This window comes from Billgrantia endophytica (assembly GCF_002879615.1).
GTDB lineage: Bacteria > Pseudomonadota > Gammaproteobacteria > Pseudomonadales > Halomonadaceae > Halomonas > Halomonas endophytica.
Genome location: NZ_PNRF01000032.1, coordinates 47,912 through 71,335, shown reverse-complemented (window position 1 = coordinate 71,335; position 23,424 = coordinate 47,912). Strand labels below are relative to the sequence as shown.

Here is a 23,424-nt window from a genome sequence, read left to right as displayed (position 1 = left end):
CACACGGGGATGGTCTCCATCCCCGTTCGCCGCTCGTTGGCCTACCCGATCAGCACCTCATAGGCACGCCGAAGCAATTCACGATCGAGCCACGGCATGCCGATGCTCTTCGACAGTTCGATCCAGCGAGTGTCGGTGGGGGCCGGACACAGGTCGTGACCCGGCAATGCGGCGAGATAGACCGGCAGGGTCATGCCCGGCACCTCCATGCCGACCTGGAACTCGCTGACCAGCTCGAGCGTGTGGCCGATGCCGAGACACTCCTGCAGATGACGCAAGGCGCTGGCGGGATGCGCCTGTACCAGGTCGCTGGATCGTGCCTCGGCGAACACGGACAATTCCGGCAAGGGTTGCGGCAACACCACGCCTGCACGCAGCGGGACGAGAAAATGCAGGCGTGCACTCACTGGATGCTTGTGGCATAGCAATATCCGCCAAGACAGTGCCTCGGCGGCATTCTGTCCGATCATGGTTGCAACTCCAATAATGCGTACTCCACCGGCCCGGCGAACAGCCGTGTGCCGCCACCCTCGGCGACGGTGCGGTGGGCGGCATCGGCATCCAGCACACGCACGCCGGCCAGGTAGTCGACACCGAACTGGCGCCAGCCGGATAGCCAGGGCAGGCTCGGCCCCATCAATACCACCCGAGCCTGACGGGATAGTTCCAGCAAGCGTGGCAGGGTCTTGTTGGCGATGCTGCTGGCGGTGACGAACACCCAGTCGGCCTCGGGCAACAGGTATTCGGCGGCGCTGTCGGGAAGGTCGCCGGCCTGGGGCTGACGCTCCAGACAGTGATGGGCGAAGCCCTGCCAGAGCCGGTCGAGGCCGGGGTAGTGGCCAATCACCACCACCCGTCGCCCCTCCAGCCGGGGGCGAAAATGGGCGAAGACACGCAGATGACCAGGCACGGCGGCATCGGATAGCGGCTTGGCCCGTGCCACGCATCCATTCGGTCGATTGACGCAGGCATTGAGCACCGCAAGGCCGACGGCCGCTTCGGCGGCGTCCCACGACAGCAGCCAGGGGCGCAGCGTGTCGCTCGGTTGCCCGCCGAGGGTGCCCGCCCAACTCAGGGTGCGCGGCACCCGCCGGGGGCTGAAGGCGAAGCCCTGGTTGTCGCCCACCTCGGCCAGGGTCCAGCTCAATCCCAGGCATAGACGTTGCAGCACCGCGCTGTCGGTACCACTGTCGAGCAGCCAGTCATACAATCCGTTCATTCTTCGAGGGCTCGCAACAGTCGCAGTTCGCTTTTCAACGCTCCGGCGTAACCCCAGGCCGTCGCCGCCTCGATGAACCAGCGTGGATCGCGCGGATGTGGCAATAGCACATCGAACTCGACGAATACCAGGCCATCGGCATAGACCAGGGCGCTGCCCAGACATTTCCCCGCGGAATCATGCCATTCGCAATACAGCGCCAGGCTGTGATCGTAGGGGTCTTCTCGTAGCTTGGCATGACTGCTCGGCGTGCCGGCTACCGAGATATCCCGCTCGATGCCGGCTTGGCGCAGGCTGGCGGCCAGCGCTGTCCAGATTTCATCGAACAGTGGCTGGACCTCTTGCAGACGCTCGTCCAAGGAGCGTTCATCCAGGGACATCATCATCGGACGGACTCCTCGCTGAATGATAAGGCGATCTGCAGGAAGGCATCGCCGCCGATTTCATCGACCGGATCCAGTTCCAGCAGCTTTTCCAGCGCCCGTCGCGCCGCGTCCACCTTGCCTCGGCGCAAGCGGATCACCCCCAGCGCCTTGAGACTGAACAGATACAGACGTTCGAGCCCGCGTCGCCGGCTCCAGTCGGCGCTATGGGCGTGTAGCCGCCGGTAGTTGCGATCGAAGCCAGCACCAGCGGCAGCCGCACGCAAGGCCGCCCAGACGGCGGCCTCGGCTTCGCGATAGCGGCCATTGACGAAGTAGAACTTGTAGAGGCCGATATGCGCATCAGGCTCCTGTGGCCAACGGCGTCGCGCTTCCAGCAACAGGGCTTCCACGGTTTCCGGTGCATCGGCGCACAGCGCGTGGTCGAGCAGGTAGCGCAACGCTTGCGGCACCGTATCGGAAAAGAAGGCGCGCTTGGAACGCAGCAGCGTGACGTTGGACATGTCGCTACCAGAGCTCGGCCGGCGTGAGCCTGTCGGTAATGAGCTCACCACTGAGGATATGCTGCTCGATGATCTCGGCGGCCTCCTGTGGCTCGACCCAACTGTACATGACCGCACCGGGATAGATCAGTACGTTGGCTCCGGCCTGGCACGGTCCGAGGCAAGCGGTACCTGTCAACGCCACGCGACCCAGCAGATTGCGCTGGATCAACGCCTGGGAGAAGGCGTCGAACAATGCTCCCGTGCTCTTGGCGCCGCAACTGCCGCGCGGGTGCCCTTCCGGGCGACTCTGGACACAGACGAAGATGTGGTAATCGGGCTTGGCCATGAGCGTTTCCTCACCCCGCCAGGGCTGCGTGGCTATGACACTTCTTGGGGCAGACCCTGGCGCAGGACATGCAGCCGATGCAGTCGAGTTCATCCTTGATGGACATGACCGACATTTCGTCATCGTCATCGAAATCGTCGTCGTCATCGACCATCTCGCCACGTTCGACCAGCGTGAACACGTCACGCGGACAGACCTTGTAGCAACGGCCGCAACCGATGCATGTCTGCGCATTCAGTGCGGTGACGAATTGCGGCACCCATTCGGCTCCGCCCCGGGTACGCCCGGTGATCACTGTCTCTGCCATGGTTTCTCTCTCGTCCATCACGAATGATGGCAGTCAACGGTTATCTGTCTGGCCGTTCCTTCGGCGGGTATGTCCCTGTTTCTATCGCTTTTTCCATCTGCCCATGCCGCGCCGCGCGATCAGGATACATCGACGCGATCCAGCCGTGCCTTGGCCTCGGCCCAGTCCAGGCAAGCCTGATGAGTACGCTGGGCAAGCTCCGGCAGTTCGTCGTAACCGCTCAACAGGCGGTCCTCGACCAGGTCGTGGATCTGCGAAGCCCATTCGGTCGCGATACGCTTTTTCTGGCTGACTTCTTTCTTCAGGGCCTTGAACTCTTCATCGCTCATGTCCACCTCCTGCGGTCATAGTTCGGCGACGGCGCGGTGCTCGCTGACCATGCCCGCGGCCTGGACCAGCGACTTCTCCGCCTCGGCAATCAACGCATCGAGCGAGGCGAAACCAAAGCGATGGACGTCGCGCAGCGTCTTGTCCAGCGCGACCAGCTTGCCGACCAGGATCAGTGCGCGACCGAAGCCCTCGTGGCTGATGTTGATCACCGGCACGGCAAGCAACCCGGTTTCCCGTTCGAGCATCTGGGCGATGGCGTTGTAGTAGGCACGGACCCTCGATAGCGTGGTCTCATCCGGGTCGCCCACCACCGGAATGGCCCGGCGGCGCTCCTTGGTCAACACCAGGGGATCGAGCACGCGGGCGTCGCTCCAGGTGTCATAGGTGCCGTAGCTGTCCATCGCACGCAACTGCACTACCATCTGGCGGATGATCGGCTGCTGTATCGCCGCATCGTCCTCCTGCACCACCTGCTTGCCTTCCAATTCGTCGTACATGCTGGCTTCCTCGTAAAAAATGGTATTCCCTACTCGTCCCAGCCTTCACTGGCCATGGCATCGAAACGTCGGCTGTCTCCCCCCTTGGCGCGCTGGACGGCCTTGGCCAACCACGCCGATGGCCCCTCGCGCAGCTCGGCCTGGAGGGTTTCGATCAGTTCGGCGATGAGCGCCGATTCGGTCACCCTGACGGGCTGTACGCCGATCGCCAGCAACTGGCGCACCGCCGAGGCGCCACAGGCGCGGCAATACACGGCGATGCAGCCGTCGAGCAGGGATAGCTTGCCGATCAGCTTGTCCTCGTTGCCGTCCTGTTCGTGATCGTCGAACTCGGCCACCGACAGCAACTGGGCATGGTCCGGCGTAACGCCGTAGATGACGAATGCCTTGGACGAGCCGAAGTGCTGGTCGACCCTTGCCCGGTCGGCGGAGGCGAACGCCACCTTGAGCAGGGTGCCGTCATTCTGATCGTCCAGGACTTGCAGTCGTCGGGTCATGGTGGTCATGATTCATGCCTCCCATGGATCGCCTCGCCAGCGGGTTTCTGCGCATAGACCGAACGATACGGGGCAATGCCGTGGTGGTGCTCGACCAGCAGGTTGGCGATGTCGAACAACGCCTGGCTGGTGCCTCGGTAGCCGATCCAGCAACGCTGGAAACCGCCAAGCAAGTCATACTGAGGAAAACCCACACGCAACATCGGCACGCCGAGACGTTCGGCGCTGGCCAGGGCATGGCTATTGCCGAGGACCAGTTGCGCCTGCCGCTCGCGGGCATCGTGCTCCAAATCCTCAAGATCCCCGATCCGTATGCAGGCCAACGGCGAGTCGACCAATGACCGGGCCTGAGCCGGCACCACCGCACTGACCGTGCGCGACCCCATGCCACGCAACAACGCATCGAAAGCGAGCAGCAGATCGGGGTCGGCGGCGATGGCGACACGGCTATCGCCGAGCATGAAGTGGGTGTCGAGCATGGTGTCCTGCAACTGACGGCGCTGCCGCTGCCAGCGCTCCGGTACCGGCTTGCCGCTGATCCTGGCCAGGGCCATCAACCACTGGTCCAACGCGTCCAGCCCCATCAGCAGGCCGAAACGCTGCTCCGGCACACCGGTCCGTTCGGCCAGGATATCGGCGGCGGCATGGAGGCTCTGCCCGACCACCAGGGTGGCGGCGCTCTGCCCCGCCGTGGCCAGTTCGTCCAGGGACAGCCCGCCGGTGGTCAACGGGTTGAACGAGGCATCGTCCAGGTGACCGTCGAGGGAGCCGGACAGGTCGGGAATCAACAAAGGGCGCAGGCCGAAGCTCTCGATGCTGTCGCAGATGAATTCCAGATCGCTGGGGGTCAGGTTGGCCGAACACAGGACATTGACCTGACGCGGTCGCTGACCGGCCCGCCCCCGCTCCTCCGGCACCAGGGTTTCGATGATCGCCTTGACCGCCGTGGCGAAGCCGCTCTCGAAGCAACCGGAGAAATCCGGCGTGCTGACCGGCACGATGGCCACATTGGCGAACTCGTCATACTCGCGGCGGAACTCGTGCAGTGCCCGGGCCATGTCGCAACCCTGGGTTTCCGCCAGGCCGGTGCTGACCAGACCGATGATCGCCGGGTGCTGTTTTTCGCAGATCACCTTGAGCGCCTCGACGATATTGTCGTCGGCACCCATCACCGAACTGACCTGGTCCATCGCCGTGGTCTGCAGCGGCACCGGCTCGCGGAAATGACGCACGAAAAACACCTTGGCGAAGGCGGTACAGCCCTGGGAGCCATGCATCAGCGGCATGCTGCGGGCGAAACCGAGGAAGGCCAGAGCCCCGCCCATGGTCTGGCTGGCCTTCAACGGGCTGACGGCCAGGGCTTTCTTGCGTTTGAGAATCTCGGCCATGTCGCCCTCCTCAGCCGTTCACGACGTGTTGTGGCTGGACGGTCGGCGGCACGGTACCGAGCCGCGCCCAGGGTGCCGGGCGGCGCACCGCCTCCCACACCGGGCTTTCCAGGGTCAGGCACAGCTGACGCACCAGTTCCAGCATGCCGTCATAGCCGGCGTAGCCGAATTCGCGCTCCTGGTTGATGTCGAGAAACGGAATGCGCGCCTTGAGCGCGGTGTACATGTTGCGTCCGCCGGCGATCAGGATATCGGCCTGGTAGTCGTCCACGGTCTTGAGCAGTGCGCGGGGGTTGCCCTCGTCGAGCATCTTCACGTCGTCGCCCATCAATTCGCGTATACGCGCCTTGTCCTCCTCGGTGGACTTCTTGGTGCCGGTGGCGACAACCTTCATGCCGAGGTCCTGCAACGCCGAGATCACCGACCAGGACTTCACCCCTCCGGTATAGAGCAGCACGCGCTTGCCGGACAGCCGCTCGCGCCAAGGCTCTAGAGCCGTGCGAATACGCGCCTCCTCGCGTTCGATCAGGGCCTCGGTGCGCGCATCGAGGTCGTCGTCGCCGATCAGCCGGGCGAAATCGCGCAACGCCTGGGAGGTATCGGTGATGCCGTAGAAGCTGCCCTCGAACCAGGGCGTACCGTAGCGTTCCTGCAACTTGCGGGCGATGTTGATCATGGCCTTTGAGCAGACCATCATGTTGACCTCGGCGCGATGCATGCTCTGCACCTCGCGAAAACGCGCATCGCCGGACAACGTGCACAGCACCCGCAGACCCAGCTCGTCGAGCAGCGGCAGTACATGCCAGAACTCACCGGCGATGTTGTATTCACCGATCAGATTGACGTCATGCACGTGGATACCCTCGCGCCGGGCCTCCGCCGGCAGTGGATCGGGTTCGCGGGTGCCGATCACGTACTTGACCATGGCCTCGCCGGCAATGCGGTTGCCGAGGTTCTTGGTACCGTAGAAACCGGCGGCGTCCACCGGCACCACCGGGGTGCCGAAGCGCTCGCCGGCGGCCTTGCAGATGGCATCGACGTCGTCGCCGATCAGTGCCGGCACACAGGTGTTGTAGACGAACACCGCCGGCGGTGCGTAGCTCTCCACCGCCTGGCGAATGGCGTGAAACAGGCGCTTCTCGGCACGCCCCATGATCACGTCCTGCTCGGTGAGATCGGTGGTCATGCCGATGCGGTACAGTTCGGGACCGCTGGAACGGGTGCCGCGGTTGTCCCAGGAACTGCCGGCGCAGGCGATGGGACCATGGACGATGTGTGCCACGTCGGCGATGGGCAGCAGGGCGATCTGCGCGCCATCGAAGGCGCAACCGCCGTCGGTGGCTCCCGGCTTGGGCTTGGCACAGCCGGACTTCTCCTTCTTGTTGTGGGTGCAAGCGGGTTCATTGAGCAGCTCGGCAATGTCCTTGGCTTTCATCACATCCCCCTCTGATTCGTCGTTGCGGCATACACACGCCTTGCAATGCCCATACCAGAATCTATCCCATTGATTTAAAGCAAATTCATCAATTTCGTGGTTGTCGGAAAAGTGCCTTGCTGTCGGCTTTGCGACAAGGAATGTGGCATGACCACGATGCCGCGAGTCTCAAATGTCGGCCAGACGCTCGGCAATGGCGCGTCGCACCTCCGGGTCCTGATCATCGAGCTGGCGCAGGGCCTCCAGCGGCGCGTTTTCCACCGCGGCCAGGCGCACCGTCCAGTCATCGTCGTGAAGCAGGTCGAGCAGGTCGTCCCCGAAGAGACGCGAGGCGACGATGCGACGGACTTCCGGTTCCGGATCCATGGCCATCAGCCCCAGGCTCTCCTGCGGAAGGCGCATGGCGACCAGCTTGCGTACCTGACGGTCGTCGTCGCGCATGAAACGGAACAGGCGCCCCGGCGCGATTCGCTGGACCACATAGGCGCGGACCAGATAGTCGCGATCGTCGGCCATCCGCTCCAGTTGTTCGAGCGGCAGACGATCGGCAACGGTGATGCGTACCTCGCGATCCTCGTCATGCATGAGTTCGTAGAGCTGCTCGCGAGGCAAGCGATAGGCCACGGCCCGGCGTACCGCTTCGTCTCTGTCGCGCATCAGCGGGACGAGAGTCTCGACCGGCGCATAGCGCACGGCGATGGCACGGCGTTCCCAGAATGGGTCACCCAGGTACTGCGTCGCCATCTGCGGGTTGTGGCGGAAGAAACGATCGATCTGCCGTCCGCTGTGCACCGCCACACAGGTGTTGCCTGGCGTACAGCGGCCGGCCAACAGCAGGCTGCGGCGGAAGGAGCAGGCGCGGCAATCGCCGATGGGGGTGATGTCCTGATCTGTATCGTCCGGCATGGGGCGCCTTAATCTGCAATGACTTCCGCCAGCACGAATCCGGAGGCGGCATCGGGATCGTTGGTCAGCACCGAGCAGTGATCGCTGGAATTGACGAGATAGACATTGAAGCCCAACCGCTCGGCGACGGGCTTGGCGTTGACCGCAATGTCGTCGTCCATGCACAAGGTGAAGTGCACCCCGGGATAAGCGCTGCGCAGGCTGGCGATCAACGTCTCATCGAGCGTGTCCTTCTCGGCCCGTTGAATCACGCTGGAAAGCAGTGTCTGGTCGATCATGGTGAGTCCTCACTCCTGGCGATTGCAGATGAAGCGGAGTCGTTGGTCTGGCTCCACGCCCATGGCCTTGGCCAACCAGGGCGGCGGCGCGGCGGCCAGCACCCGCTGCAGCTCTTCGACGATCTCCCGTGCCGGCACGGGGTCGCCCACCTTCACCGGATGCACGCCGGCGCGAACCACCTTGGCCGCCGCCGGAGCCCCGATGCTCAGGGTGTAGAGCAACTGGCAGTCTCGCAGCAGCTCCGCGCGCGCGGTATGGCGGTCTTCATCCTCGCCCGGCGGCGCGGGTTGGCGCAGTGCGATCAGGCGGTTGGCACAAGGCGATATCTGATAGATGAGAAAACGCGCGCAATTGCTGAAGCGGCCATCCAGTCGCTCGCCCTCGTTGGATGCGCAGGCGATGCGCACCGAGCCGCACAGGTCCTCACCCTCGCAATACGGCAGGGGAATCGGCAACGGCTCCTCTGGCATGCTGACGCCGCGCCCCTTGAGCAGACCGACGGCACGCTGCAATTGACGCTCGCTGGGGACCGACGCGGCGACGCCGATCGATACCCGCAGGCAGGCACGCAAGCGGGCCAGGCGCAGCTTGCCCAGGCGTGCCTCGGTGATACGCCCACCGGTCGCCGCCAGCAGGGCATCCAGTAGCCGAGCGGTTTCCACTCCGCTCAGTTCACGTGCCGCCAGGGCGATGCGCAGCGCCAGATGAGCCGGTAATCGCGACCGCTCCACCATTCGCCTCCCTAATTCTTCAGCCGCCGCCTCGCTTGGCACGCAACGTGATCGGCAGCTTGGGCGGTGCCGGCAACGGCTCGAGATAATAGCTGGAGCCATCGGCCAGGGAGACTTCTCCTCCCCAACGCTCGGGGCCGTCATGTTCGAGGGCGAGCACGATCTCTTCCTGGTCTTTCTTGGCGATGTAGAACGTCAGTTGACCTTGCGGGTTGCGGCGGATCATGACATTGGGCATGAGGTGACTCCATGACAGAGGAATCGGCGAAAACACTCGCCAAAGGACATGCCGGGGCGGCGCGAGCCACCCCGGCACAGGCACAACCTCAGCGAACCAGGTCGTAGTTGTAGTCGGTGGTCTGCATGCCACGGGTCTCTTCGTCCAGGCGCTCGAGCACGGCATTGACCAGGGTGGTCAGGATCTGCATGGCGCCTTCGTAACCCAGGGTTGTCTGGCGATGCAGGTGATGACGGTCGAAGATCGGGAAACCGAGACGGATCAGCGGTACCTCGAACTCCTTGCCCTTGTGCAGCGTGTCACGCTGGATGAACTTGCCGTAGCTGTTACCGATCATGAAGTCGGGCTTGTCGGTGAATACCAGCGAACGCATGTGCCACAGGTCCTTGCCGACATGAACGGTACTGTTCGCGCCGTAGGGCGAGGTTCCCAGCAGCGCCTCCATGGCCTTCTTCCAGCGCTTGTTACCGTTGTTGGCGAGAATGTGCGTCGGCTCGGCACCCAGTTCCAGCAGGAAGCGGACCATGCCCAGCACGAAGTCCGGATCGCCCCACAGCGCGAAGCGCTGGCCATGCAGCCAGGCATGCGAGTCGGTCATCATGTCGACCAGGCGACCCCGCTCCCTGGTCAGGCTTTCCGGGATTTCATGACCGGTGATTTCGCTGACTTTCATCAGGAATTCGTCGGTCCCGTCCAGTCCCATGGGAATGCTTATCTTGGGTGCCTCGTGTTTCCAGGTGTTCTTGACCAGCTTCTCGGTCTTGGTCAACTGCCACGGCTGCAGCAGCAGGGTATCGCAGGCGTTCGGGGCATCCTTGATCTCCTCCTGGGTGGTACCGCCGGAATACATGCGGAACTGCCCATCGGCCGGTGTATCCAGCACCTCTTCCGGGTCGGAGAGAAGCGTGTAGCCGACCTCCATCTCGTCAAGCATGCGCTTGATCACACGGAAGTTGCCCAGGTAGGTCTCGAAACCCGGCACGATGTTGATCTTGTGGTTGCTGCCCACCACCTTGTCTTCCATGTGGTTCAAGGTGAAGTAGCGGGCGATGCCTTCGAACATGTTGTCCCAGCCGGTGACGTGGCTGCCGACGAAGCTCGGCGTGTGAGCGAATGGCGTCGGAAACTCTTCCGGGACGAAACCGTCCTTCTTGGTGTTGTTGATGAAGGCGTTGAGGTCGTCGCCGATGACCTCGGCCATGCAGGTGGTGGATACCGCGATCATCTCGGGCTTGTAGGTTTCCCGACAGTTCTGCAGTCCGTCCTTCATGTTCTGCTGGCCGCCGAACACCGCCGCGTCCTCGGTCATGGAGTCGGATACGCAGGCGATCGGCTCCTTGAAGTGGCGGTTGAAGTAGGTGCGGAAGTAGGCCACGCAGCCCTGCGAGCCATGCACGTAGGGCATGGTCTTCTCGAAGCCCAGCGCGCACAGTACCGCCCCCAGCGGCTGGCAGGCCTTGGCCGGGTTGATGGTCAGCGCCTCGCGCTGGAAGTTCAGTTCCTGGTATTCCTCGGTGGTGGTCCACAGGAAGGTTTCGTCGATCGTCTCCTGCGGATGCTTCTCTTCGAAACCATCGCGCTTCAGAGCGAGCGAGTCCTTGTATTCCTGATCGCGGAACAGCGGGTAACTCGGTTTGATGTTGTCGACATTTTGGCTCATGACTCTCTCCTTCGCCTCACTAATCCGTGAACGGCGATCTTGGATGCCGGCTGCGGACGGTAGTCGGGCCGACCGCAGCGGGACGTTACATTCGAATGCCGGGTATCAGGCGCTGGCAGCGACCTTCTCGCTTTCGGCGCTCTGCTGTTTCCAGGGAGCCTGGAGTTTCTTCCAGCACGGGTTGTTCAGGGTCATGTCCATGTCACGGGCGAAGATGGCGAAGCCATCGAAGCCGTGGTACGGGCCGGAGTAGTCCCAGGAGTGCATCTGACGGAACGGCACGCCCATCTTCTGGAAGATGTACTTCTCCTTGATGCCCGAGCCGATCAGGTCGGGCTTGACCTTCTTCACGAACTCCTCGAACTCGTAGCCGGTGACATCGTCGTACAGCAGGGTGGCATTGCCCATTTCCTTCAGGGTACGGTCGTAGTCGTCGTTGTGGCCGAATTCGTAGCCGGTGCCGACCACTTCCATGCCCAGGTCCTCGTAGGCGCCGATCACATGGCGTGGACGCAGGCCGCCGACGTAGAGCATCACGCGCTTGCCTTCCAGACGCGGGCGGAACTTGGCGATCACCGCTTCCCACTCCGGCTGGTACTTGCTGATCACTTCCTCGCATTTCTGCTGGATGCTCTCATCGAAGTGCTTGGCGATGGCACGCAGGGACTCCGCGGTCTTGGTCGGGCCGAAGAAGTTGTACTCCATCCACGGGATGCCGTACTTCTCTTCCATGTGCCGCGAGATGTAGTTCATCGAGCGGTAGCAGTGGACCAGGTTCAGCTTGACCTTGGGGGTCAGTTCCATTTCGGCGATGGTGCCGTCGCCGGACCACTGGGCGACCACGCGCAAGCCCATCTCTTCGAGCAGGATGCGCGAGGACCAGGCGTCGCCGCCGATGTTGTAGTCACCGATGACGGCGACGTCATAGGGCGTGGTCTGGAAACTGTCGTCATCGTCACGCTTGTCCAGCACCCAGTCGCGGATCGCATCGTTGGCGATGTGGTGACCGAGGGACTGGGAAACCCCGCGGAAGCCCTCGCAGCGTACCGGTACCACGGTCTTGCCGTGTTCGGCGGTCTTCTTCTTGGCGACGGCTTCGATATCGTCACCGATCAGGCCAATCGGGCACTCCGACTGGATCGAAACGCCCTTGTTGAGTGGAAACAGCGTCTCGACTTCGTCGATCAGCTTGGCCAGCTTCTTGTCACCGCCGAACACGATGTCCTTCTCCTGGAAGTCCGAGGTGAAGTTCATGGTGACGAAGGCATTCACACCGGTCGTGCCAATGTAGTAGTTGCGTCGGCCGGCACGCGAATACTGGCCGCATCCCACCGGGCCGTGGGAGATGTGAATCATGTCCTTGATCGGCCCCCAGACCACCCCCTTGGAGCCGGCATAGGCACAGCCTCGAATGGTCATCAGCCCCGGCTGGGACTTCTTGTTGGAGGTGATGCACTTCTTCGATTGCTCCAGTTCCGGATCATTCGCGCTAAGGTGTTTGGCCCGATCCTTGCGCGCCTTTTCCGGATAGACTTCCAGGACTTCCTGGATGAGGGATTCCACCTCTTCGCGTGACATATCGGTCATGGGATGACCTCCTCTAGCCTTGCGTTCATGTGCGGGTAACGGAGTGGCGCGCCTCTCAGTGCGCGCGACACTCCGGCAGGGCCCATCTGCCCTGCCCCGTCCTTCTGAAACGGCGCTATCAGGCGACGCCTTCTTCGGCCGCGGTCTTGCCAACGATGCTGGTATCCTCTTCATCCAGGATGCCGAACTCCATCAGCAACTCTTCGAGTTCGTCCATGGAGATCGGCTCGGGTATGACAAACTTCTTGTTGTCGACGATCTTGCTGGCCAGCGCGCGGTATTCGTCGGCCTGGCCGGCTTGCGGGTCGTATTCGATGACGGTCATGCGGCGGATCTCGGCGCGCTGCACGACATTGTCACGCGGGATGAAATGGATCATCTGGGTGCCCAGCTTGTCGGCCAGGGCCATGATCAGTTCGTCTTCGCGGTCGGTGTTGCGGCTGTTGCAGATCAGTCCGGCCAGGCGCACGCTGCCGGAGTTGGCGTATTTCACGATGCCCTTGGAAATGTTGTTGGCCGCGTACATGGCCATCATTTCACCGGAGCAGACGATGTAGATCTCCTGGGCCTTGTTCTCGCGGATGGGCATGGCGAAGCCGCCACACACCACGTCGCCGAGCACGTCGTAGAAGACGAAATCCAGGTCGTCATCGTAGGCGCCTTCCTCTTCGAGGAAGTTGATCGCCGTGATGACCCCGCGGCCGGCACAGCCGACGCCCGGCTCGGGACCGCCGGACTCGACGCACTTGATGTCGCCGTAGCCGGTCTTGAGCACGTCTTCCAGCTCCAGGTCTTCCACGGTACCGGCCTCGGCCGCCATTTCCATGATGGTGTTCTGGGCCTTGGAGTGCAGAATCAGGCGGGTGGAGTCGGCCTTCGGGTCGCAACCGACGATCATCACCTTCTTGCCGCTTTCGGCCAGGGCCGCGACGAGATTCTGGGTAGTGGTGGATTTACCGATACCACCCTTGCCATAGATAGCGCATTGACGCATTGCCATAATTGAGTCCTCAGGTTTCGTTTCCACATGAAAAGTGGGCCGTAGGCACGAACAGGCCTGTGCAACGAGTGGATGCAGTCTTTGTGCCAGCTTACGAAACAGAAAATAATTATTTTATTTTCAACAACTTAACCATGATCAGAGAAGATGACCAGGGAGTGGGATATATAACAAACGGTTGTCCATGTCGGTGGTAATGGCGACAACCCAACAAACACTCGGCAGACTTTTCGATCCGTTTTTCCCTCACATTGGGCTTGTGATGAATACGACAATTTGTCGTATTCATACCGCTACCGCCTCTCCGCAACTTTCTTTTAACACCCGGCTTATCAAGGAATTACCGCTCCTATCCCAGATATGGCGCACATATTGCGATGAGCTTGTGTCAACTCGCGCATACCCACCAGCAGGCAAGCAGGAGAGTCCCGTGGACAACAGCTCGATGAAAGAGATACTTGCCAGTCTCAAAGCCGGCACCGCCGTTCCCTATCTGGGTCCCGGCGTTCTACGCGGCGTGGTCGACCGCGACTCCGGCCAGCCGATACCCGCCGACAGCGAGAGCCTGATTCTCGCCATGACCGGCGGTCAGCCAATGTCACCACGGCTGATGTACGAATTTCCTCGCGCCGCCATGCATCTGGAGAACAAGAAGGGCCGCAGCTTCATCGAGCGCTTTCTCACCCAGACCTACGGCGGCGACAACTGGACGCCCTCCCCCTTCCACCAGTGGCTGGCCAGCCTGCGGCTGCCCTACGTGATCGACTGCAACCGCGACACCCAGTTGCAACGCTGCTATGCCGACCGCGCCCATACGCTGATCGTCGGCGCCGCGCGTATCGCCGGCAATCACTACCGTTTCGAGCTTTACCAGTTCGACGGCGGTGAGTATCGCAGCATTACCCTGGAGCAGGTCGACGACAGCCTGCCGGTGCTGTTCAAACCCCTTGGCACGCCACTGCCAAAACCCGGTTTCGTCGCCAGCGATGCCGACTTCGTCGACTACATCACCGAACTGATGGGCGGCTTCGCCGTGCCGGCCTGGATCAAGCTGCAACGTCGCGGCAAGCGCTACCTGTTCCTCGGCATGCATTTCAATCGCGACACCGAGCGCATGGTGATGAGCGACCTGATCTACGACGCCGCCGACGATGCCGGCTGGGCGCTGATCGAGGCACCGAGTGAGAAGGAACGCAAGGTCTGCGAACGCAAGCACCTGCAATTGATCGAGGGCGACTGGGAACGATTGATCGCTCTTGCCACACCCAACGCCGCCCAAACGGCGTGAACGTTGAATCCTCAACCGTGAGACCCACACCCATGCTGCTGAAAACCTACCAAGAGCAAGAACTGCTGTGTAACGTCAGCGTCAATGGCGCCACCACTCAAGCCGACACCTACGCGTTTCGAGGCGATCTGGTGCTGAAGGAAGGCGATATCGCCGACTCGTCCGGCCGCCGCCATCCACCAAAGGCCGTGGTCAAGCAGGCCATCCTGCTGGTCAAGGACGGCAAACTGACGACGGCCGCCGGTGCCCTGACCGACCTGGCCCTGCTGCCCCTGTTCATCGAACGCTATCGTGGCGACCTGGCGGACGAGGTGAGCGTGCTGTTCTACGTGGAAAACCTGGACAAGGCCCTGAAGGTCGACCTCGATGGGGTGAGCGCCACCCTTCTACCCCACCAGGATGGTGGCGCGGTATGGAACACCCTGATGGACGACCTCAGGCTGGACAAGGAGGACTTCAAGGGACAAAGCGCCGAAGACAAGGTGATCACCATCCAGCAGGCTCTGCTCGATTACCGGCCCAAACTGGATAGCCACAGCTACGAGGAGGCCCTGGGCTTCACCGTCGTGCTGCGTCGCGAGGCTCGCGGTCCGGTCTGATCGCGACCGCCTCTCAGGAACTCATGAACGACTCCCCCGTGCCGGGGGAGTCGGCTTCACGGGTACGATAAGGGCGCCGACGGCGCGTTACCCACGCGCCGCGTCCTCATCCGATAGGGAAAAACGCACCCGCTCCTCGGCGGCAACTCCCAGCAACTTGGCCAGCCAGGGCGGTGGAGTGCGGGACATCACGCCTTGCAGCTCGGTGATGATAGCCTCGGCCTGACCTCCGTCGACTCTCTTGATCGGGTAGATCCCGGTCTTGACCACCTTGGCCGCCGCGGGCCCACCGATGGAAACGATATAGAGCACCTGACAATCCGCGATCAGTTCGGCACGGAAGGCATTCTTGTCTTCGGCGGTGTCCGCCCCATGGGCGGAGCGGATATCGACCAGTGTCCTGCTATCGGCTCCCACCTGATAGATCAGGAAGCGCAGGCAGGAACCGAAGTGACCGTCCAGCTGTTCGCCACTGTTGGAAGCGATGGCCACGCGGATCGAGCCTTCCGGCAGTTGCTCCAGCGCCACCGGCTGCGGCAGATCCTCGGTGACGCTCTCCCCCCACAGGATGCGCACGGCGTTCTTCAGTGCCGGCAGACCGATACCGATATCCTCGCCATCCTCCTCGCCATCGGCACTGGCGAAGCCGGTCTTTAGGTCGGTCACGGTCACGGTTTGCAAAGCCTCCTCGGTCAACTCGCCTTCGATTCGCTGGTGCAGGATATCCAGCAACTGTCCGACGCTGATGCCGGGCATGGCCCGCGCGGCCAGGGCGATGCGTAATGCGGTTTCACGGTTCATGTTCACCAGAACTCTCCTCGGTAGAGCTGCCTCGGTCGGACTGTCGGGTGGTTTTTAGTCATCATCATCGTCGTCATCGTCTTCATCGAGCACCCGCGTGATGCGCTGGTAGATCTCCACGCGGTCGCCTTCCTTCAAAGGACTGTCGAGCTTCACGAACTTTCCATAGACACCGATTTTCTGCTTGCTCAGATCGATCTCCGGGCAATAGCGCAGCAGCCCGGACTGCTCGACGGCCTGTTTCACGGTGCTGCCATCTGCCACCTGACAGGTCAGCAACAGCGGCCGAGAGGGAGCGGCATACACCACGGCAACGTTCATCGGCGTGCTCCTGAGTCATTGATCAACGGGATTCACTGCAAGACCACCAGTTCGCCCTGCTCCTTGAGCCGGCGTTCGGCCTGGTGACGGTCGAGCACTCGCTTGCCAGCCAGCAGGAAGCCCAGCACGATGAATGCACCAGGTGGCAGAATCGCCAGCAGGATGCCCTGGAAGTCGGGTATCACGGTGATTTCGAGCCAGCGAAAGCGTTCTCCGAGCAGCAACGACGCCTGGGCGAACAGGGTACCGCTACCGAGAAGCTCACGAATGCCGCCGATCAGCACCAGTACCCAGGTGAAGCCGATACCGATGCCGATACCATCGATCATCGAGGGGACGACCCGGTTCTTCAGACAGAAAGCCTCGGCTCGGCCGTATACCGCGCAGTTGGTGACGATCAAGGCGATGAACAGGCCCAGCACCTTGTACAATTCATGCATCCAGGCATTGATGGCCATGTCGAGCAGCGTCACCGCGCCAGCGATGATGCCGATGACCACCGGAGTGCGGATCTCCGGCGTGATGGTGTGACGCAGTGCGGAAATGAGCGTGTTGGTGATGATCAACACCAAGGTGGTGGCCAGCCCCAACCCCAGCCCGTTGGTGGCACTGGTGGTGACCGCCAGGGCCGGACACAGGGCGAGGATCTGCAACAGAATGACGTTGTTGCTCCATAGCGGCGAGACGAAGTACTGCCACGCCGAGGTCGTCTGCGTTGTCTGGCTCATGGCTGTATCTCCCGTTGCTCGGAGGATTGCACCTCCCGTTGAGCGAGTTGGTCGGCATTGCGAATCTGGAACTGCAAGGCGTGGAGCACCGCCTTGACGATGGCTCGCGGTGTGATGGTGGCACCGGTGAAATACTCGAACTGCCCGCCATCCTTGGTGACGGCCCAGCCCGCGAGCGGCGGGTTACCCAGCGACAGGCCATCGAAGCTCTTGATCCAATCGCTGCGCGCTACCTCGATGTCGTCCGCCAACCCTGGGGTTTCCTTATGAGCAAGCACTCGCACACCCAGTACGTGTCCCCCGCTATCCACAGAGATCAACAGATCGATCGGCCCGGCATAGCCGCCGGGACTGAGTTGCAGGACGACGGCGGACAGCCCGCCATCAAGCATGGCCGGGTAGACCTCCACCTCACCCAACTCGACATCCTCGACGATGAAGGCCTCCCCCAGTGGGTCGTTGTCGTACAGTTCGGTGGGCAATACCTGACGCAACATGGCCACCTGGTCGGCGTGCCGCTTGATGGCGATCGTCTCCGCGGTGAGGCGGTCACCGACCAGCAGCAGCAGGGTCACCAGGGCACAGGTCAGGCCCAGGAAAAGGCCCTGATATGCCACCCGCGTACGCCAGCGTTCCAGCCAAGAACGCTCGTCGGTGGAGTCGTCGGGACCATGCGTGGTCCGGGATGTCGAACTCATGGCCTTTTCACCTCGTTGATCCGGTTCGTCGCCGCCAATGGCTTGCCCCGTGCATTACGCCCGTAGACGCGGGGCCGCCAGTAGCGATCGATCAGCGGTGTCAGGGCATTCATGAACAGTACGGCGAAGGCCAGGGCCTCGGGAAAACCGCCCCAGGTACGGATGATGAAGATCAACAGACCACAGCCCGCCCCGAAGATCAGGCGGCCCAGGCGGCTGGCCGGGGACGTGACGGGGTCGGTGGCGATGAACAGGGCACCCAGCAGCAGACCGCCGGTACTCAGGTGATAGAGCATGCCGAGATGCTGCTCCGGGTTGTACAGCTGAGCGGTGCCCGCCAGCAGCGCCACGACCAGCAGCATACTCAGGGGGATCTCCCAATGGATGATACGCAGCGCCAGCAACCATGCGCCTCCCAGCAGGATCAGCAGCGCCGATGTCTCACCCATACTGCCCGGGATGGAGCCCACCAACGCCGACATCAGCGAGAAGTCGCTCGCCAGTATCTCTTCCGCATTGTGCCCCAGGGTCAGTTGGGTCTTGAGATCGCCCAGCGGCGTGGCGCCGGTCACGCCGTCGAGCAGTGGCATGCCACCGAAGGTGATGCGCAAGCCTTCGATGAAATCTGGCGCATCGACCGAGCCAAGCGGAACCGGCAGTACCCAGGTGGTCATCTGCAGGGGGAAGGCGATCAGCAGCGCGGCGCGTGCCAGCATGGCCGGGTTGAACAGGTTCTGACCGATGCCGCCATACAGCTGCTTGCCGATGCCGATGGCGAAAACGCTACCCCCGACAGCGATCCACCAGGGTGCCCAGGGCGGCAGCGTCAATGCCAGCAACCAGCCGGTCAGCAAGGCCGAGCCGTCAAGCAGACGGCGCATGGGCTGGCCAAGCAGGCGCAGGCAGACCGCCTCGGTGGCCAACGCGGAACCGCAGGTGAGCAGCCACAGGTTGATCGCCGGCCAGCCGAACACGTAAAGGCCGAACAGGGTGCATGGCGTCAGTGCCAGGCAGACATGCAGCATGATGCGACTGACCGAGGAACGGTCGTGGGCGAATGGCCCGGCGGCGATGTCGACGCTCATGATTCCACCCCCTTGCTGCTGGCATGCTCGGCCGGCTTGCGACGTTGTCGTGCCTTGGCGGCTTTTGCCGCCTTCGCCGCCTTGCGTGCGGCCTCCTCTTCCGCCAGACGCGCGGCACGCGCCTCGGTGGCCTGCTTGATGTAGTCGCTCTTGCGCGCCGCCTGGCGCTGCTCGTCCTGCTGCCCCAGTGCATACTGGAAGTACTGCACCAGAGGGATGTGCGCGGGGCAGACATAAGAACAGCAGCCACACAGGATGCAGTCGCGCAGACCATAGTCGCTGGCACCGTCGAAATCGGCGACCCGCGCATGGGCAACCATGTCCAGCGGCATCAACCCCATCGGACAGGCGTCCACGCAGCGCGCGCATCGAATGCAGGGCGCCGCCTCACGGCGTGGCATCTCGTTTCGAGCCAGGGCCAGCGCCCCCGTCGCCCCCTTGATCACCGGGACATCGATGGATGGCAGCACCATTCCCATCATCGGCCCCCCCAGCAGCAGCTGCGCGGGCTCACGGGTCAATCCGCCACAGGCGTCGAACAGCGCCTGCAGCGGCGCCCCGATCGGTACGTCCAGGTTGCGTGGCGTGCGCACGCACCCGCCCGCCACGGTGACCACCCGCGAGATCAGCGGCCGGCCGAAGCGCAACGCCTGATGAATGGCGTATACCGTACCGACGTTGTGCACCAGTACGCCGACCGAGGTGCTACGCCCCTGGGCCGGGACTTCGCGACCGGTGATCTCGTGGATCAGTTGCTTGGCCGATCCCATCGGATAACGCGCCGGGACCGCCGCCACCTCGATGGCGCCATAGGGTTTGCTGGCGACGCGCATGGCGGCCAGCGCCTCCGGCTTGTTGTCCTCGATGGCGATGACGATGCGATAGGCGCGCAGAATGTGCTGGATCAACCGGGCGCCATCGACGATGGCCTCCGAGCGCTCGCACATCAGGCGGTCGTCGGTGGTCAAGTAAGGCTCGCACTCGCTGCCGTTGACCAGCAGCGTCCTGATCTCATGCTTGGCACCCTGCTTGAGCTTCACCGCCGCCGGAAAGATCGCCCCGCCAAGGCCGACGACCCCGGCCTGCGCCACTCGCTCGGCGAGTACCTCCGGAGCCTCCTCGAAGGGATCCTCGGGCACGATCAGATCGGTCCAGCGCTCTTCGCCGTCGCACTCCAGCACGATACCGTTGACCATCAGCCCGGAAGGGTGTGGCGCATGGATCCGGCCGATCTCGGCGATCCGCCCGGAGCTGGGGGCATGTAGCGGTGCCGACAGCTCCGTGGGGGAACTGGCCAGCAACTGCCCCTTGAGCACCGTGTCACCGCTCCTGACCAACGGCAGGGCCTCGGCGCCGGCGTGCTGGCGCAGTGGCAGATAGAGGCGCGGCGGCAGTGGCAGGTCACCGATCGGCAGGGCCGCCGACCGCTCCTTGTGAGCCGCCGGGTGAATGCCACCGCGGGGATGGGCGAAATTGAACATTCAAGGCACTCCGTATGATTCGGCTCAGACGGTCTGGGGTTTGGCCCAGCGCCAGGTATCCAGGCTCGGATCCTGGGGCGCCAGGGAGACACAGTCTTCCGGACAAGCCTCCAGGCATTTGGCGCAACCGGTGCAGGCGTGTTGCAGGACACAGTGGATCTGACCGGTGGCGCCGACGATGGCGTCGGTGGGGCAAGCCCGGTAGCACCGGGTACAGCCCGTGCACTGCGCATCGTCGATGCGCGCCAGCAGCGGAGTCCCCATCTGACCGGCGTCGAGTGGCACGCCGAGCAGATCCGACAGCTGCTTCGCCAGCGCCATGCCACCCGGTGGGCAGCAGGTGACCGAGGCTCGCCCCTCGACCAATGCCTCCGCCGCCGCGCTACAACCCGGCAGACCGCACTGCCCGCATTGGCTGCCCGGCATCAACTGCTCGATCTCCTTGAGCAGGGGATTCTCGTCGCCGACAGCGAGCCGCTTTGCCGCGAAGCCCAGGCCTAGACCCAGAACCAGCCCCATCGCCGCCAGTGCAAGTGCCGCCACTATCATGTCGTCCCCCTTGCCGGATGCATCAGATCAACCCACCGAAGCCCATGAACGTCATCGCCAGCAAACCGGCGGTGACGAAAGCGATGGGCACGCCGGCGAATGCCGCCGGCACCGTGGCCAGCGCCAGACGCTCGCGCAGACCGGAAAAGATCACCATGATCAGGGCGAAGCCCATCGCCGCGCCGAAACCGTACAGACCGGCCTCCAGCAGCGTGTGGTCCTCGCGCACGCTGATCAGCGGTACACCGATCACCGCGCAGTTGGAGGTGATCAACGGCAGATAGATACCCAGCGAGCGATGCAGCATCGGGCTGCTCTTGCGGATGACTATCTCCAGGAACTGCACCATGCCGGCAATCACCACGATATAGGCCAGAATGCGCACGAAGCCGATGCCCAGGGGCTGCAATACGTAGTGCTCGATCAACCAGCTGGCGACGGTGCCGAGCGTCATCACCAGGGCGGTGGCTCCCCCCATGCTGATCGAGGCATCCAGCTTGCTGGAGACACCCATGAGAGGGCACAGGCCCAGGAAATAGACCAGCACCATGTTGTTGACCAGCACCACGCCGACCAGAAACAGCAAGTAGTCCATTGGCACTCCCCACCGAGTGGATCTCTGAGCTGCACCCTTATCGAGCGCAGTGGGCGATACGCAGGCTATGCATCAAGCATGCCACGCCCGCTCAAGCCGACGATCCACCCCCCAAGGCCCGGAAAATCCTGACCTGGATCAATCCACGTGCAAATAAGTCCACGGACCGACGGCGGGCCTGCGTGACGTTTTGTCGGGTTTATGACAGAGGGAGCGGGTCATCGAAGTACGACTGTCGGATTCAAGACAGGGAAAGCGGGAAAAACCGGCGATCGGTGCCATTTTCATGGCATTTCCCCCGTTGGAGGCCATTCATTTCCACGGCACGGAGTTTGCAGAACACTTCAGGCCAGCATGTCCCGACTACATGGCAGGTGTGTTTCTCCGTTCGTGGATTCTTCTCCGGATCAATGAGGCAAGACACATGACCCAGGCCAGCACCACGCCAGACAGTGATACCCCCCCACCCGCGGACAGCGAGGAATTGCTGCCCGAGGTGTTTCGGCAGACGGTGGAACATGCGCCCTTCGCCATTTCCATCACCGATCTCAAGGCCAACATCCTCTACGCCAACCGAGCCTTCAGCAGAACCACCGGCTACAGCAGCGAGGAAGTGATCGGCAAGAACGAGTCGGTGCTGTCCAACGGCACCACGCCACGCCAGGTCTACAAGGCCCTGTGGAGTCGGCTGGCACAGAAAAAACCGTGGTCCGGGGTGCTGGTCAATCGACGCAAGGATCAGGCCCTGTACCTGGCGGAACTGACCGTGGCGCCCGTGCTCGACGAGAACGACCGCACCATCTACTACCTGGGCATGCACCGTGATACCAGCGACCTGCACGAGCTGGGGCAGCGGGTCAGCAACCAGCGACTGATGATCGAGGCAGTGGTCAACTCTTCCCCCGCCGCCATGGTGGTGATCAGCCGCGATCAACGAGTGATGATGTCCAACCCGAGCTTCTGCAAATTGGCCAAGGAGCTGACCGCCGACGGCAGCGCCGAAAGCCTGGTGGCGCTGCTGCGCGACAACCTCGCCACACCCATCGAGGCGCTGGAAAGCCACGGCACCACCTTTACCGGCATGGAGATATCCTTCGACCTCGGCGGCCGTTCGCCGCGCTGGCTCTCGTGCCACGGCAGAGCCATCCAGGTCGAGGACGAGCGCGTGCACGTATTCTTCACCCCCGGCGAAGAGCGCTGTCTGTTGTTGACACTCAATGACATCTCCGAGCTGCGCCAGAAGCAGCAGGACTCGCAGCTCAACGCGCTCAAGGCCCTGATGGCCGAGGAGGAGCTCCTCGATGGCATGCGCGAGACGTTCAATGGCGCCATCTACCGCCTGCAGGGACCGGTCAACCTGATCAGCGCCGCCCTGCACATGCTGGAACGACGTCTCGGCGACCAGGCCGGCAGCGACCCCGTGCTGGCGGCCATGCGCGAGGCCAGCGCGGCCGGCATGGAGGCGCTGGAGAGCCTCAGTTGCTCTATTCCGATGCGTACGACCGAGTCCAAGATGCCCATCAATGTCAACCAGTTGATTCGTGAAGTCATCACCCTGTGCACCGACCGGCTGCTGGCACAGAACATCGTCGTCGACTGGAAGCCGGCGCTGCGCCTGCCCTGGGTAATGGGTGCCGAGTCGCGCCTGCGCAGCATGATCAAGCACCTGGTCGACAATGCCATCGATGCCGTCGGCCAGAGTCATATCAGCCGACGCGAACTGCTGATCAGCACTCGAGTGGAGAACCAGCAGGTCGTGCATATGGAAATCCGCGACAGCGGCCCGGGGATAGCGCCGGAGCTGGCGTTGAAGGTGTTCGAACCGTTCTTCAGCACCAAACCGCGACACAAGGCGGGACGCGGCATGGGGTTGGCCATGGTTCAGGAAATCGTCACCGAACATGCCGGCATGGTGCATATCGACACTGGCTGCCATGAAGGTTGCCGGGTGGTCGTCGAGCTGCCTTTCTCGGCGGTTGGTTAATTCCACA

The 23,424-nt window shown here is 62.8% G+C and carries 29 protein-coding genes; 3 read left to right on the top strand and 26 right to left on the bottom strand.

Going from position 1 to position 23,424, the window contains the following annotated elements; all coding sequences use genetic code 11:
* Window positions 1-41: 41 nt before the first annotated feature.
* The 18 genes from C1H69_RS15830 to nifH all read right to left on the bottom strand — a co-directional run bounded on the left by C1H69_RS15830 (window position 42) and on the right by nifH (window position 13,288).
* The gene (locus tag C1H69_RS15830) at window positions 42-470 is read right to left on the bottom strand and encodes a hypothetical protein (protein ID WP_205738511.1); all 429 of its coding nucleotides are present in this window, start codon (window positions 468-470) and stop codon (window positions 42-44) included.
* Window positions 467-1,219: a DUF364 domain-containing protein gene (locus C1H69_RS15825; RefSeq protein ID WP_102654346.1), complete on the bottom strand. Its 753-nt coding sequence runs from the start codon at window positions 1,217-1,219 to the stop codon at window positions 467-469. The genes C1H69_RS15830 and C1H69_RS15825 overlap by 4 nt, the downstream gene beginning before the upstream one ends.
* Entirely contained in the window at window positions 1,216-1,605 is a 390-nt protein-coding gene (locus tag C1H69_RS15820) for a hypothetical protein (protein ID WP_205738510.1), read from the bottom strand. The genes C1H69_RS15825 and C1H69_RS15820 overlap by 4 nt, the downstream gene beginning before the upstream one ends.
* Complete coding sequence (locus tag C1H69_RS15815; RefSeq protein ID WP_102654345.1) at window positions 1,602-2,105, bottom strand: tetratricopeptide repeat protein; 504 nt, start codon at window positions 2,103-2,105, stop codon at window positions 1,602-1,604. The genes C1H69_RS15820 and C1H69_RS15815 overlap by 4 nt, the downstream gene beginning before the upstream one ends.
* Window positions 2,106-2,109: 4 nt before the next feature.
* On the bottom strand, window positions 2,110-2,433 hold the full coding sequence (locus C1H69_RS15810; RefSeq protein WP_102654344.1) for a 2Fe-2S ferredoxin: 324 nt from the start codon (window positions 2,431-2,433) through the stop codon (window positions 2,110-2,112).
* Window positions 2,434-2,443: 10 nt separating this feature from the next.
* The gene (gene fdxB, locus C1H69_RS15805; RefSeq protein WP_102654475.1) at window positions 2,444-2,740 is read right to left on the bottom strand and encodes a ferredoxin III, nif-specific; all 297 of its coding nucleotides are present in this window, start codon (window positions 2,738-2,740) and stop codon (window positions 2,444-2,446) included.
* A gap of 119 nt (window positions 2,741-2,859) precedes the next feature.
* A complete protein-coding gene (locus C1H69_RS15800) occupies window positions 2,860-3,069 on the bottom strand; it encodes a CCE_0567 family metalloprotein (protein ID WP_102654343.1) in 210 nt (69 codons plus the stop codon).
* 15 nt (window positions 3,070-3,084) lie between these two features.
* The gene (locus C1H69_RS15795; RefSeq protein ID WP_102654342.1) at window positions 3,085-3,567 is read right to left on the bottom strand and encodes a NifX-associated nitrogen fixation protein; all 483 of its coding nucleotides are present in this window, start codon (window positions 3,565-3,567) and stop codon (window positions 3,085-3,087) included.
* A gap of 29 nt (window positions 3,568-3,596) precedes the next feature.
* A complete protein-coding gene (locus C1H69_RS15790) occupies window positions 3,597-4,073 on the bottom strand; it encodes a NifB/NifX family molybdenum-iron cluster-binding protein (RefSeq protein ID WP_102654341.1) in 477 nt (158 codons plus the stop codon).
* Window positions 4,070-5,452, bottom strand: coding sequence for a nitrogenase iron-molybdenum cofactor biosynthesis protein NifN (gene nifN, locus C1H69_RS15785; protein ID WP_102654340.1), 1,383 nt, complete (start codon window positions 5,450-5,452; stop codon window positions 4,070-4,072). Before nifN ends, C1H69_RS15790 begins: the two co-directional genes overlap by 4 nt.
* Window positions 5,453-5,462: 10 nt before the next feature.
* Entirely contained in the window at window positions 5,463-6,887 is a 1,425-nt protein-coding gene (gene nifE, locus C1H69_RS15780; protein WP_102654339.1) for a nitrogenase iron-molybdenum cofactor biosynthesis protein NifE, read from the bottom strand.
* Between the two features lie 168 nt (window positions 6,888-7,055).
* Window positions 7,056-7,793, bottom strand: coding sequence for a 4Fe4S-binding leucine-rich repeat protein (locus tag C1H69_RS15775; RefSeq protein WP_102654338.1), 738 nt, complete (start codon window positions 7,791-7,793; stop codon window positions 7,056-7,058).
* Between the two features lie 8 nt (window positions 7,794-7,801).
* Window positions 7,802-8,071 carry a DUF6129 family protein gene (locus C1H69_RS15770; RefSeq protein ID WP_102654337.1) on the bottom strand — a complete coding sequence of 90 codons (270 nt, stop codon included), beginning with the start codon at window positions 8,069-8,071 and terminating at the stop codon, window positions 7,802-7,804.
* A gap of 9 nt (window positions 8,072-8,080) precedes the next feature.
* Window positions 8,081-8,806 (bottom strand): dinitrogenase iron-molybdenum cofactor N-terminal domain-containing protein, encoded by a 726-nt coding sequence (locus C1H69_RS15765; RefSeq protein WP_102654336.1) that lies wholly within the window; start codon window positions 8,804-8,806, stop codon window positions 8,081-8,083.
* A gap of 16 nt (window positions 8,807-8,822) precedes the next feature.
* Window positions 8,823-9,041, bottom strand: coding sequence for a putative nitrogen fixation protein NifT (nifT, locus tag C1H69_RS15760; protein WP_102654335.1), 219 nt, complete (start codon window positions 9,039-9,041; stop codon window positions 8,823-8,825).
* Between the two features lie 88 nt (window positions 9,042-9,129).
* Entirely contained in the window at window positions 9,130-10,701 is a 1,572-nt protein-coding gene (nifK, locus tag C1H69_RS15755; protein WP_102654334.1) for a nitrogenase molybdenum-iron protein subunit beta, read from the bottom strand.
* A gap of 105 nt (window positions 10,702-10,806) precedes the next feature.
* On the bottom strand, window positions 10,807-12,288 hold the full coding sequence (gene nifD, locus C1H69_RS15750; protein WP_102654333.1) for a nitrogenase molybdenum-iron protein alpha chain: 1,482 nt from the start codon (window positions 12,286-12,288) through the stop codon (window positions 10,807-10,809).
* 118 nt (window positions 12,289-12,406) lie between these two features.
* Window positions 12,407-13,288 carry a nitrogenase iron protein gene (gene nifH / locus C1H69_RS15745; protein ID WP_102654332.1) on the bottom strand — a complete coding sequence of 294 codons (882 nt, stop codon included), beginning with the start codon at window positions 13,286-13,288 and terminating at the stop codon, window positions 12,407-12,409.
* 430 nt (window positions 13,289-13,718) lie between these two features.
* On the opposite strand from nifH, the gene C1H69_RS15740 reads away from it, so the two are divergent.
* Both C1H69_RS15740 and C1H69_RS15735 read left to right on the top strand, forming a co-directional pair.
* On the top strand, window positions 13,719-14,576 hold the full coding sequence (locus tag C1H69_RS15740) for an SIR2 family protein (protein ID WP_102654331.1): 858 nt from the start codon (window positions 13,719-13,721) through the stop codon (window positions 14,574-14,576).
* 32 nt (window positions 14,577-14,608) lie between these two features.
* Entirely contained in the window at window positions 14,609-15,175 is a 567-nt protein-coding gene (locus tag C1H69_RS15735) for a hypothetical protein (RefSeq protein ID WP_102654330.1), read from the top strand.
* Between the two features lie 87 nt (window positions 15,176-15,262).
* Here C1H69_RS15735 and C1H69_RS15730 read toward each other — a convergent pair whose 3' ends face one another.
* The 8 genes from C1H69_RS15730 to rsxA are packed head-to-tail and all read right to left on the bottom strand — an operon-like array spanning window position 15,263 to window position 21,433.
* Window positions 15,263-15,976, bottom strand: coding sequence for a dinitrogenase iron-molybdenum cofactor biosynthesis protein (locus C1H69_RS15730; RefSeq protein ID WP_102654474.1), 714 nt, complete (start codon window positions 15,974-15,976; stop codon window positions 15,263-15,265).
* A 54-nt stretch (window positions 15,977-16,030) separates the two neighbouring features.
* A complete protein-coding gene (locus tag C1H69_RS15725) occupies window positions 16,031-16,297 on the bottom strand; it encodes an RnfH family protein (RefSeq protein ID WP_102654329.1) in 267 nt (88 codons plus the stop codon).
* A 32-nt stretch (window positions 16,298-16,329) separates the two neighbouring features.
* Window positions 16,330-17,025: an electron transport complex subunit E gene (locus tag C1H69_RS15720; RefSeq protein ID WP_102654328.1), complete on the bottom strand. Its 696-nt coding sequence runs from the start codon at window positions 17,023-17,025 to the stop codon at window positions 16,330-16,332.
* The gene (gene rsxG, locus C1H69_RS15715) at window positions 17,022-17,723 is read right to left on the bottom strand and encodes an electron transport complex subunit RsxG (protein WP_102654327.1); all 702 of its coding nucleotides are present in this window, start codon (window positions 17,721-17,723) and stop codon (window positions 17,022-17,024) included. The genes C1H69_RS15720 and rsxG overlap by 4 nt, the downstream gene beginning before the upstream one ends.
* Entirely contained in the window at window positions 17,720-18,808 is a 1,089-nt protein-coding gene (locus tag C1H69_RS15710; RefSeq protein WP_205738509.1) for an RnfABCDGE type electron transport complex subunit D, read from the bottom strand. Before C1H69_RS15710 ends, rsxG begins: the two co-directional genes overlap by 4 nt.
* Window positions 18,805-20,289, bottom strand: coding sequence for an electron transport complex subunit RsxC (gene rsxC, locus C1H69_RS15705; protein WP_102654326.1), 1,485 nt, complete (start codon window positions 20,287-20,289; stop codon window positions 18,805-18,807). The genes C1H69_RS15710 and rsxC overlap by 4 nt, the downstream gene beginning before the upstream one ends.
* Before the next feature lie 24 nt (window positions 20,290-20,313).
* Window positions 20,314-20,838: an RnfABCDGE type electron transport complex subunit B gene (locus tag C1H69_RS15700; RefSeq protein WP_102654325.1), complete on the bottom strand. Its 525-nt coding sequence runs from the start codon at window positions 20,836-20,838 to the stop codon at window positions 20,314-20,316.
* Between the two features lie 22 nt (window positions 20,839-20,860).
* Window positions 20,861-21,433, bottom strand: coding sequence for an electron transport complex subunit RsxA (gene rsxA / locus C1H69_RS15695; protein WP_102654324.1), 573 nt, complete (start codon window positions 21,431-21,433; stop codon window positions 20,861-20,863).
* A 424-nt stretch (window positions 21,434-21,857) separates the two neighbouring features.
* Here rsxA and nifL point away from each other — a divergent pair, with 424 nt between their 5' ends.
* On the top strand, window positions 21,858-23,417 hold the full coding sequence (nifL, locus tag C1H69_RS15690; protein ID WP_102654323.1) for a nitrogen fixation negative regulator NifL: 1,560 nt from the start codon (window positions 21,858-21,860) through the stop codon (window positions 23,415-23,417).
* Window positions 23,418-23,424 lie beyond the last annotated feature (7 nt).